10 protein-coding genes are annotated in these 10,442 nt (G+C 76.1%); 5 read left to right on the top strand and 5 right to left on the bottom strand.

Annotated elements, in window-relative coordinates:
- A partial coding sequence (locus IE321_RS39055) for an FHA domain-containing protein (RefSeq protein ID WP_190226418.1) occupies nt 1–363 on the bottom strand: 363 nt, incomplete at its 3' end.
- Between the two features lie 126 nt (nt 364–489).
- Here IE321_RS39055 and IE321_RS39050 point away from each other — a divergent pair.
- Nucleotides 490–1,140: a TetR/AcrR family transcriptional regulator gene (locus IE321_RS39050; RefSeq protein ID WP_190226417.1), complete on the top strand. Its 651-nt coding sequence runs from the start codon at nt 490–492 to the stop codon at nt 1,138–1,140.
- On the opposite strand, the gene IE321_RS39045 is transcribed toward IE321_RS39050, so the two are convergent.
- Nucleotides 1,104–1,910 carry a class II aldolase/adducin family protein gene (locus tag IE321_RS39045; RefSeq protein WP_190226416.1) on the bottom strand — a complete coding sequence of 269 codons (807 nt, stop codon included), beginning with the start codon at nt 1,908–1,910 and terminating at the stop codon, nt 1,104–1,106. The genes IE321_RS39050 and IE321_RS39045 overlap by 37 nt on opposite strands.
- Before the next feature lie 191 nt (nt 1,911–2,101).
- Here IE321_RS39045 and IE321_RS39040 point away from each other — a divergent pair, with 191 nt between their 5' ends.
- On the top strand, nt 2,102–2,815 hold the full coding sequence (locus IE321_RS39040; RefSeq protein WP_190226415.1) for a Type 1 glutamine amidotransferase-like domain-containing protein: 714 nt from the start codon (nt 2,102–2,104) through the stop codon (nt 2,813–2,815).
- A gap of 27 nt (nt 2,816–2,842) precedes the next feature.
- On the opposite strand, the gene IE321_RS39035 is transcribed toward IE321_RS39040, so the two are convergent.
- Entirely contained in the window at nt 2,843–3,688 is an 846-nt protein-coding gene (locus IE321_RS39035; RefSeq protein WP_190226414.1) for a DUF3626 domain-containing protein, read from the bottom strand.
- Nucleotides 3,689–4,059: 371 nt separating this feature from the next.
- Here IE321_RS39035 and IE321_RS39030 point away from each other — a divergent pair, with 371 nt between their 5' ends.
- Both IE321_RS39030 and IE321_RS39025 read left to right on the top strand, forming a co-directional pair.
- Nucleotides 4,060–4,719, top strand: coding sequence for a ThuA domain-containing protein (locus IE321_RS39030; protein ID WP_190226413.1), 660 nt, complete (start codon nt 4,060–4,062; stop codon nt 4,717–4,719).
- Between the two features lie 102 nt (nt 4,720–4,821).
- Nucleotides 4,822–6,219: an NADP-dependent succinic semialdehyde dehydrogenase gene (locus IE321_RS39025; protein WP_190226412.1), complete on the top strand. Its 1,398-nt coding sequence runs from the start codon at nt 4,822–4,824 to the stop codon at nt 6,217–6,219.
- Between the two features lie 84 nt (nt 6,220–6,303).
- Here IE321_RS39025 and IE321_RS39020 read toward each other — a convergent pair whose 3' ends face one another.
- Nucleotides 6,304–7,362, bottom strand: coding sequence for a PHP domain-containing protein (locus IE321_RS39020; RefSeq protein WP_190226411.1), 1,059 nt, complete (start codon nt 7,360–7,362; stop codon nt 6,304–6,306).
- A gap of 10 nt (nt 7,363–7,372) precedes the next feature.
- A complete protein-coding gene (locus IE321_RS39015) occupies nt 7,373–9,457 on the bottom strand; it encodes a SpoIIE family protein phosphatase (protein ID WP_190226410.1) in 2,085 nt (694 codons plus the stop codon).
- Nucleotides 9,458–10,100: 643 nt separating this feature from the next.
- Between IE321_RS39015 and IE321_RS39010 the strand changes: the two genes are divergently transcribed.
- The coding region (locus tag IE321_RS39010) for an AfsR/SARP family transcriptional regulator (protein WP_190226409.1) at nt 10,101–10,442 on the top strand (342 nt) is incomplete at its 3' end.

Here is a 10,442-nt window from a genome sequence, read left to right as displayed (position 1 = left end):
TGATCCCGGGCGGCCCGGCGCGGCGGCCCCGGGGCCGCCCGGTGGGCTGCTGAGGACCGCGCGGGGGCCGTCCTCCGGGTGGCCGAAGCGGACGACCGTGCCCGGGCCGACGACCCGGGGAAGCCGCACCCGCACGCCGTCCGCGTAGGTGCCGTTGGTGCTGTCCTCGTCCGCGAGCGTCCACTGGCCGCCCGCGGCGCGGAGCACCGCGTGGTGCCAGGACGCCCGGGCGTCGACGAGCACGATGTCGCTGGTGGGATCGCGCCCGACCCGATAGACGCGGCCCGGGTCCATCCTCGTCGTGACTCCGTCGACGAGAAGGACCAGGCCGGGTGCGGCGGGCGCGACCGGCCGCTCTCCCATGCGTGAATTTTATCCGCCGGGGCCCGGGACCGCCCGGCGCCGAAGCCTGGGGCCGGGGCGCCGCACGCGGGTAGGCTGGGCGCCGGCGGCGCGGGGCGCGGCGCCGGACGGACTGGGGAGGCGGACGTGCCGAAGGGCGTCACGAAGCGGCGGCCGCGCACTCGGGCGGCGCTCCTGAAGGCCGCGCTGGAGGTCTTCGCCGAGCACGGCTTCCACGCCACCACCATCGAGCAGGTCTGTGAGCGCGCGGGCTACACGCGGGGCGCCTACTACTCGAACTTCGCGAGCAAGGAAGAGCTCTTCCTCGCCCTCTTCGACGAGCACAGCGAGCGGACCGTGGCCCGGCTCGCCGCGTCCATCGACGCCCTCGGCGCCGAGGAGTACACCCTCACGCGGCTCGCGGAGCTGGCCGCCACGATCGAGCCGGACGAGCGCGACTGGTACCTCGTCACCACCGAGTTCACCCTGCACGCCATCCGCGACCCGCAGGCCGCCTGGGTGCTGGCCCGGCACGACGAGCGGCTGCGGGCCGAGATCGCCCGCGGCCTCACCCTCGTGCTGCGCCGGGCGGGCCGCGAACTGACCGTGGACGCCGACCGGTTCGCCCGGCTCCTCATCGCCCTGCGCGAGGGCGGCCTCGCGCAGAGCTACGTGGAGCCGGAGGCGCTCCCGCCGGGCGACCTGGAGCGGGAGTTCCTGCCCCCGCTGCTGGAGGTCTCGACCCGCCCCGCGCCGCCGTCTCAGTCGAAGAGGTCCGGGTCGGACGCCACGATCTGATCCCACAGCGGCCTGGCCTGGAACCAGCCGGCCAGGTGCCCGCCGACCTGCCCCCGGGTGAGCAGCGCCGTCTCCCGGTCGATGAGCTGCGGGGTGCCGGCCGCCATGGCGAGCAGCTGCGCCTGGCAGGACCGCTCCATGGTGACGAACCACCAGACCGCCTCGGCGACGGAGTGGCCCACCGTCAGCAGCCCGTGGTTCTTCAGGATCACCGCCTTGTGGTCGCCGAGCGCCTTCGCGACCCGCTCGCCCTCCTCCGTCTCGTTGACCACGCCCCGGTAGTCGTCGTAGATCCCGTGGTCCTCGAAGAACGCGCAGGCGTCCTGGGTGATCGGGTCGAGCGGGACGCCCAGGCTGGAGAACGCCTTCCCGTGCAGCGAGTGCGAGTGCGCCGCCGCGACCGCGTCGGGCCGGGCCGCGTGCACCCGCGAGTGGATGACGAACGCGGCCCGGTTCACCGGCCGGCGTCCCTCCAGGACCCGCCCCTCGTGGTCCACGAGGATCAGGTCGGACGCCTTGATCTGGCTGAAGCTCATGCCGAAGGGGTTGACCCAGAAGGCCTCCGGGTCGCCCGGGTCGCGGACCGTGATGTGCCCGGCGACCCCCTCGGAGAAGCCGAACCGGCCGAAGATGCGGAACCCGGCCGCGAGCTGCTCCTTGCGGTACCGGCGCTCCTCCTCGACGCTCTCGAAGGTCGGCGGGAGCGGCAGCTCCACTCCGTCGGGCAGGGGTCCCACAGCGGCGGCGAGGGCGGGCGGCACGGTGCTCATGGCGACTCCAGGGGATGCGGAGGAGGGTGCGCGGCGAGCGAAAAGATACAGCGGTGTATCCGGTTCATCAACGCATCCTGCGCGCCGGAGGCGGTCGACTCCCGTGCGCGGCGCGCAATCCCCTGGAGTCGGGCGCCATCACCGGGCAGGGTGGGCGCCACGCGCGCGTACCCGTACGAAGGAGCCGGCCCGTGACCTCCCCGCCCGAGTCCCGACTGGCCCTGCTCGGCGGAGGGTTCTCCACCGAGGACGACGGGCTCCTGGACGACTGGGTGCTGAGCCACGCGCGCGTGGCGCGGCCCCGGGTGTGCTTCGTCCCCACCGCGAGCGGCGACGCCCCCGGCTACGTCGAGCGGTTCCTCGCCGCCTTCCGGCCGCGCGCCTGCGAGCCCTCGGTGCTCTCCCTCTTCCGGCGGGAGGCCGACGACCGGGCCCTGCGCGCCTTCCTCCTCGCCCAGGACGTCGTCTACGTCGGGGGCGGCAACACCGCGAACCTGCTCGCGGTCTGGCGCGCGCACGGCCTCGACCGCCTCCTGCGCGAGGCCCTGGGGCGCGGCACCCTGCTCTGCGGCATCAGCGCGGGCGCCAACTGCTGGGCCGAGGGCTCGCACACCGACTCCTTCGGTCCGCTCACCGACCTCCCCGACGGGCTGGGGCTCCTGCCGGGCTCGGTCTGCCCCCACTACGACGGCGAGCCGGGCCGCCGCCCCTCCTACCGGGCCGCCGTGGCCTCCGGGGCGCTGCCGCCCGGCTGGGCCGTGGAGGACGGCGTGGGCGCCCTCTTCGACGGGGGCCGGCCCGTGGACGTGGTGACCCGCCGGGCGGAGGCCAGGCTCCACCGGGTGGAGCCGGACGGCTCCGGCGGAGCCGTCGAGCACCCGGTGCCCGGCCGGCTCCTCGGCTGACGCACGCCTCCCGGGCCGCCGGCCCGGTCAGACGGTGGGCGCGCCGAAGCGGGCCAGGTAGTGCCAGACCCGCTTGACGTCCTGCGGGTCGTACGCCCCCGACAGGGACGCCTCCTGGACGATCCGCGGGTCCAGCAGGCCGTCGACGGCGATGCGGGCGCCCAGCTCGACGTACTCGGGGCCGCGGAAGTCCGGGTGGCGGCGCAGCTCGGCGGCGGTGAGCCGGAAGCCGCCGTGCCACTCGACCGGGCACGGCAGGCGCCGGGCCGCCTCCTCGACCTCGGTGCCCCGGTGGCTGGGGTCCAGGACCAGCGCCTCCACGTCCCGCGCGAGCTCGACCGGCCCGTGCACCTGCGCCTCGACGTAGTCGTCCAGCGGGTCGGCCCCGTCCGCCTCCGCCAGCGCCACCAGCGCCATCCGGGACGCGACCCCGAAGTCCGTGGGCTCCAGGAAGCTGTCGGGGTAGCAGAAGCTGGTGCGGGCGGTGGCCTCCGGCGTCAGCCGCAGGTGGGCGGAGCCGAAGCGGGGTGCGGCGCCGTACGGGCGGCGACGGAAGTCCAGCGCGCCGTAGACCGGCCGCTCGTGCGCGGGCGCGTCGTCGTACACGCCGCCGAAGATCCGGCTCTCCCACTGCCAGCGGTCGCCGCCGGGCCGGGCCGTGAGCCCGCCGTTGCCGGTGCCGGTCACGAACTGCGAGCGGTACACGCCCTCCTCGGCCAGCCGGTCCAGGAAGTGCGGGTGGAAGTTGAGCGTCACGCGCAACTCCGGGTCCACCGGCGCCCCCGACGCACGGGCCTCCACGTGCGCCAACGCCCGCCGGGCCGTGTCATGGAGCGCGGCGGGGGAGGGGTGGGATGCGGAAGTCGTCGTCATGCGGCGAGTCTGCCCGAGCCGACGCTCTTGCGGCGCGGGGTTTTCCCTGGCTACGGTCACGCGGAGAAGGAGAAAGCGCTTGCTACGGTCTCCCGCGCCGCATCGCCCGCCCCGTCGAACCCGCCACCCGCCCGCGCCCCGTCGATCCCGCCACCCATGCCGAACCCGCACTGTCCGCCGATCCCGCCCCCACGTCGAACTCGCCGCCCCGTGACCGGCGCCGTCTGCCGATGCCGCCGCACCCCGCCGCCACGGTCCGAGCCCCGCAACGAACCTCCGCCCCCGCGACCCGCGCCGAACCCACCCGACCCGACCCGACTCGACCCGGCCTCACCTGACCCTCCCGCCCCACCCCGCCCCAGGAGCACCCCTTGCCCACCGCCGACGTCCTCCTCTACACCCGCACCGCCGGGTACCGGCACGCCTCCATCCCCGACGGGGCCGCCGCGCTCGCCGGGCTCGCCGCCGGGCGCGGGCTCACCGCCGATACCACCGGGGACCCGGCCGCCTTCCACGGGGCGGGGCTCGACGGGCGGGCGCTCGTCGTCCTGCTCTCCACCACCGGGACCGTCCTCACCCCGGAGGGCCGCACGGCCCTGGAGGCGTACCTCCGCGGCGGGGGCGCGCTGCTCGCCGTCCACGCGGCGGCCAACGCCGAACCCGATTGGCCCTTCTACGGCGAACTCCTCGGCACCCGCTTCGCCGGCCACCCCCCGCTCCAGCCCGGCGCCGTCCTCGTCGAGGACGCCCGCCACCCCGCCGCCGCCCCGCTGCCGCCCCGCTGGGAGTGGACGGACGAGTGGTACGAGTACACCTCCCACCCGCGCGCCGCGGGCGTCCACGTCCTGCTGCGCGCCGACGAGAGCGCGTACGAGGGCGGCACGCTCGGCGACGACCACCCGATCGCCTGGTGCCGGACCGTCGACCGTGGCCGCTTCCTCTTCACCGCCCTCGGTCACGCCCCCGAGGCGTACCGCGACCCCGCCTTCCTCGGCCACCTCGACGGGGCACTCGCCTGGCTCCTCGGCTGAGCCACGCGCGCGCGTGCGTCACCCCACCGCACCCGTCCCCCTTGCGTCCCGGCCCCGGAAGCGGGAGGTTTCCCGTGGGGGCCGACGCATGAGGAGAAGGCCATGGCCATCGCCACGGTGAACCCCGCCACCGGCGAGACGCTGCGCACCTACGACGCGCACGGACCGGAAGAGGTGGAGCGGCGGATCGCGGCCGCCCACGAGGCGTTCCGCCACTGGCGCACGACCCCCTTCGCCGAGCGGGCCCGGCTGCTGCGCGCCGCCGCCACCCTCCTCGACGAGGACACCGAGGACATCGCCCGCACCATGACGCTGGAGATGGGCAAGCCGCTCACGGCCTCCCGCGCCGAGGCGGGCAAGTGCGCCAAGGCCATGCGCTGGTACGCCAAGCACGCCGAGGAGCTGCTCGCCGACGAGCACCCGGCCGAGAGCGACGTCCGGGACTCCGGCGCCGACCGGGCCCGCGTCCACTACCGGCCGCTCGGCCCGGTCCTCGCCGTGATGCCGTGGAACTTCCCCCTCTGGCAGGTGATCCGGTTCGCCGCCCCCGCCCTCATGGCCGGCAACACCGGACTCCTCAAGCACGCCTCCAACGTGCCCAGGACCGCCCTCTACCTCGGCGACCTCTTCCGCCGCGCCGGCTACCCCGACGGCTGCTTCCAGACCCTCCTCATCGGCTCCGGCGAGGTCGAGGGCGTCCTGCGCGACCCCCGGGTGGCCGCCGCCACCCTCACCGGCAGCGAGCCCGCCGGCCGGGCCGTCGCCGCCGTCGCCGGGGACGTCGTCAAGAAGACCGTCCTGGAGCTCGGCGGCAGCGACCCGTACATCGTGATGCCCTCCGCGGACATCGTGCGGGCCGTGAAGACCGCCGTCACGGCACGCGTGCAGAACAACGGCCAGTCCTGCATCGCCGCCAAGCGGTTCCTCGTCCACGAGGACGTGTACGAGGACTTCACCGAACGCTTCACCGCCGCCATGAACGCCCTCACCGTCGGCGACCCCCTCGACGAGGCCACCGACGTCGGCCCGCTCGCCACCGAGAAGGGCCGCGCCGACCTGGAGGAACTCGTCGACGACGCGGTCCGCCTCGGCGCGACGGTGCTGTGCGGCGGCCGCCGCCCCGAGGAGCCGGAGCTCGCCCGCGGCTGGTACTACCGGCCCACCGTCCTCACCGGCATCACCCCCGCCATGCGGATCCACCAGGAGGAGACCTTCGGCCCCGTCGCCACCGTCTATGCGGTGCGGGACGCGGAGGAGGCGGTGGCCGTCGCCAACGACTCGCCGTTCGGCCTGAGTTCCAACGTGTGGACCCGCCGCGACGAGGACGTCGACTTCTTCGTCCGCGACCTCCAGGCCGGCGGAGTGTTCGTCAACGGCATGACCGCCTCCCACCCGGCGCTGCCCTTCGGCGGGATCAAGCGCTCGGGCTACGGCCGCGAGCTGTCCGGCCACGGCATCAAGGAGTTCTGCAACGCCACCACGGTCTGGCAGCGCGCCTGACCCCGCCCGCGGCCCGTCGGACGTCCAGGACGGCCACCGGGTCACGGCGGCCCGCCCGACCCCGGCCCGCGGCCCCGGCGGACGTCACGACCGCCGGCGCCCGGGTCGCCCCGACTTTTCCCGCGCCCAGGCCTGCAGCCGGTCCGCGTCCCACGTGTTGATCACCCGCTCGGCCGGTACGCCGCACTCCTCGGCCCGCGCGCAGCCGAGGAGCTGCCAGGCGAGCTGGCCGGGCGCGTGCGCGTCCGTGTCGACGGCGAAGAGCACGCCCGCCTCCACCGCCCGCCGCAGCAGCCGGCGCGGCGGGTCGAGCCGCTCCGGACGGCTGTTGACCTCCACCGCGGTGCCCGACCCCGCGCACGCGGCGAAGACCCGCTCCGCGTCGAACTCCGACTCCGGCCGCAGCCGCCCGCCCGCGACCAGCCGGCCGGTGCAGTGGCCGAGCACGTCCATCAGCGGGTTCCGTACCGCGTTCTCCATCCGCCGGGTCATCGCCCGCGCGTCCATCCGCAGTTTCGAGTGGACCGAGCCCACCACCAGGTCCAGCCGGTCCAGGAGGTCCGGCTCCTGGTCCAGGGAGCCGTCGTCGAGGATGTCGCACTCGATGCCGGTGAGCAGCCGGAAGGGCGCCCAGTCCTCGTTCAGCTCCGCCACCACGTCCAGCTGCTCCCTCAACCGCTCCGGCGACAGGCCGCGGGCCACCGTCAACCGCGGCGAATGGTCCGTCAGCACCGCCCAGTCGTGGCCCAGTCCGATCGCCGCCCGCCCCATCGCCTCGATCGACGCGCCGCCGTCCGACCAGTCCGAATGGAGGTGGCAGTCGCCCCGGAGCGCCGCCCGCAGCTCCCGCCCGCGGTCCGGCTCCTCCGGCTCCACGTCTAGGGAGTCCGTCAGCTCCCGCTCCAGACCGGCCAGATAGTCCGGCACCCGGCCCTCCAGGGCCTCCCGCACCACCGCCGCCGTCTTCGGCCCCACCCCCTTCAGGGACTCCAGGGTGCCCGCCGCCGCCCGGCGCTCCGCCTCGCCCTCCGGCAGCGCCCCCACCGCCGCCGCGGCCGTGCGGAAGGCCTTCGCCCGGTACGCCGGAGCGCCTCCGCGCTCCAGCAGGAACGCGATCCGGTTCAGCGCCGCCACCGGGTCCACGACCCGCTCCTCAGCCGCCCGGGCCCGGCAGGTCCGCGCCCACCGGCGCCGGGCCGATCTCGCACCACACCGCCTTGCCCTCGCCGCGCGGCTCCACCCCCCAGCGCGAGGCCAGCGCGTCCATGAGGAGCAGCCCCCGGCCCGAGGTCGCCGCCTCGCCCGGGGTGCGCCGCCGGGGCCAGGCGCTCGACCGGTCCTGCACGGAGAGCCGCACCCGCCGCACCGGCTCGGGCAGCACCTCCAGGGTGAGGACCGCGCCGCCCTCGGTGTGCAGCAGCACGTTCACCAGCAGCTCGCCCGTCAACAGCTCGGCGTCGTCGGCGAGTTCGGACATCCCCCAGTCCCGCAGCGCCTGCCCCACGGCCGCCCGCGCGTCCGACAGGCCCTGCGGGTCGGCCTGGTGGATGTACTGGTGGATGCGCGGCGCCCGCTGCGTCCCCGGGTCCGGGCTGCGCCGCAGCACGAGGAGCGCCACGTCGTCGCCCGAGCCCCACCGCTCCCACAGCCGCTCCGACAGGTGGTCGGCCATCGCCTCCGCCTGCGGAGGGCCGCTGCTCACCGCGTCCGAAAGCGCCGCGAGCCCCGCCTCGATGTCGGTGCCCGGCTGCTCGACGAGCCCGTCCGTGCACAGCACCAGCGTCTCGCCCGGCACCAGGTCGAGCCGGGTCTCCGGGAACTCCTCCTCGCCGAAGACGGTGGCCAGCCCCAGCGGCATCCCGCCGCGCAGCTTCGGCTGCCCCACCCGCCCGTCGGTGTGCCGGATCAGCGGCCCCAGGTGCCCGGCCCGCACCGCCCGCACCGTGCCGCTCGCCAGGTCCACCTGGGCGTAGGTGCAGGTCGCGAAGCGGTTGGTGTCCAGCTCGGCCAGGAAGCGGGAGGCCCGGGCCAGCACCGTCGACGGGGCGTGGCCCTCACCCGCGTACGCCCGCAGCGCGATCCGCAGCTGGCCCATGATGGCCGCCGCGTGGGTGTCGTGGCCCTGCACGTCGCCGACGACGATCCCGACCCGGCCGCGCGGCAGCGCGATCACGTCGTACCAGTCCCCGCCGACCTGCCGGCCGCTCCACGCCGCGTGGTAGCGGACCGCGATCTCCCCGCCGGAGATCGCCGGGATCCGGCGCGGCAGCATGGTCTCCTGGAGTCCGGTGGCCAGCTCCCGCTCCTCGTCGAAGAGGATCGCCCGCTGGAGCGACTGGGCGACGATCGCGGCGAGCCCCAGCGCCAGGTTCCGCTCGTCGGCGGTGAAGGCCGTCCGGCCCCGGTAGAACAGCGCCATGCCGCCCAGCGAACGCGCCTGTGCCACCAGCGGCAGATAGCACGCCGCGCGGAACGGCAGGTGGTCCAGATACGGCGCCAGCTCCGGGAAGTCCCGCCCCAGCGAGGCGAACGAGGACACGAACCGGGGCCGGCCGCTCAGCACCGCCTCCGCCAGCGGCAGCCCCCGGTCCAGCCGCCGCGTGCGCAGCCCGTCCAGCACGTCCAGGGAGTCCCCGCTCAGCGCGATCACGTTCAGCGAACCGTTCTCGACCAGACCGAGCGCCAGGCCGTCCGCCCCGAGCCGCGCCAGCCCGCCGGGCCCGGTCAGCGACGCCGTCACGTCGTCCACCGTCACCGCCCGCGACAGCGCGTGCGTGGTCCGCTCGACGATGCTCGTCTGCATCTCGCGGCGCTTCTCCAGCTGCTGCACGAAGGCCGCGTGCGACACCTCGGCCGTGGTGTCCCGCACCGCCCCCACGATCCGGTGCGCCCGCCCGTCCCCGTCGCGCAGGATCCGTGCCAGCACGTGCGTCCAATGGGGTGTCCCGTCGTCCTGCGGGATCGGGAAGTGCGTGCTGTACGAGGCGTGGCCGCCGGTCACCGCCGTCCGCACCACGTGGTCCAGCCGCATCCGCTCCGCCGGGTCGAGCCGCGCGACCAGGGTCGTCGGCCGCCCGTCGAAGCGGTCCGGGGGCACACCGAAGACCAGCAGCCCGGACGCGTCGACATCGATGGTGCCCGTGTCGAGATCCCAGTCGAAGCTGCCGGTCCGGTTCATGGCGAGCCACTCGGCGGGCCCGATCCCGCCATCGCGCGCACGCGGATCGTCATCGGTCATCCCCCCCATTGTCGAACCCGCACCCCGCCGACGCCATGGCTGCGACACGGCGTGGCGCACCGCGCACGGCCCTGCGGCCGGAGGCGCGCGAGGCCGACGGCGGCGACCGGGGCGCGCCGGCATGAGGCGCGGTACGGGCCGTGCGGGGGCGCGGAGGGAGCCGGTTCGGGCGGAACGCCGGGCGGGGATCCGGGCGGTGCCGGTCGGGCGCGCGCGTGGGCGGGCTTGAAGCCGGGGCGTGCCACCCGAGCGTCGGGCGTCGGGCGTCGGGTGAGGCCGGACGGGTGCCAGTCGGGCGTCGGGCGTGAGGCCAGGCCGTGCCGGTCGGGCGCGCACGTGGGTGGGTCTGAAGCAGGGGCGTGCCACCCGGGCGTCGGGCGTGAAGCCGCGGCCCGTGTCACCCGTTTCACCCGGGCGCGCGTGGGCGGCGTGGAGCCGGTACGGGCCGGGCTGCGGGGTCGCGGCGCCGGGCGTGCCACCCGAGCCGGCGGCTCGGCGCGGAGCCGGTGGGGGCCGGGCGGCGGGGGCGCGGCGCGGAGCCCGTGCGGGCCGGGGGCGGCGCTGCGCTGATTCGTGCCACCCGGGGGGCGGGCATGGCGTGCGGCCCGGTGGGCCCGGTGGCGGGGCGGGGCAGAATGGGGCGGTGCAGCCCACCTACCGTGTCCTGGGTCCCGGCCGCGCCCGCCGCGCCGACGGCACGGAGGGTCCCGTGCGCGGCGCCCGACTCGCCGCCCTCTTCGCGGCCCTCGCCACCGCCGGGGGACGGCCCGTCGGGGCCGCCGCCCTCGCCGACCGGGTGTGGGCGGACGACACCACCGCCCCCGAGGACCCCGGAGCCGCGCTCCAGGCCCTCGTCGCCCGCCTGCGCCGGGCCCTCGGCGCCGGGGCCGTCGGCTCCGCGCCGGGCGGCTACCGCCTCGCCGCCGCGGCCGAGGACGTCGACCTCTTCCGCTTCGAACGGCTCGCCGCCGAGGGAACCGCCGCG

It is taken from the genome of Streptomyces hydrogenans (assembly GCF_014656075.1).
Taxonomy (GTDB): Bacteria; Actinomycetota; Actinomycetes; order Streptomycetales; family Streptomycetaceae; genus Streptomyces; species Streptomyces hydrogenans.
Note: the sequence above shows the minus strand (reverse complement) of the source record. Positions and strands in the feature narration are given on the sequence as shown.

Excerpts from the sequence above, each read along its gene's own strand:
- IE321_RS39045 (WP_190226416.1), bottom strand. The coding sequence starts at position 1,910 with ATGAGCACCGTGCCGCCCGCCCTCGCCGCCGCTGTGGGACCCCTGCCC.
- IE321_RS39035 (WP_190226414.1), bottom strand. The coding sequence starts at position 3,688 with ATGACGACGACTTCCGCATCCCACCCCTCCCCCGCCGCGCTCCATGAC.
- IE321_RS39025 (WP_190226412.1), top strand. The coding sequence starts at position 4,822 with ATGGCCATCGCCACGGTGAACCCCGCCACCGGCGAGACGCTGCGCACC.
- IE321_RS39015 (WP_190226410.1), bottom strand. The coding sequence starts at position 9,457 with ATGACCGATGACGATCCGCGTGCGCGCGATGGCGGGATCGGGCCCGCC.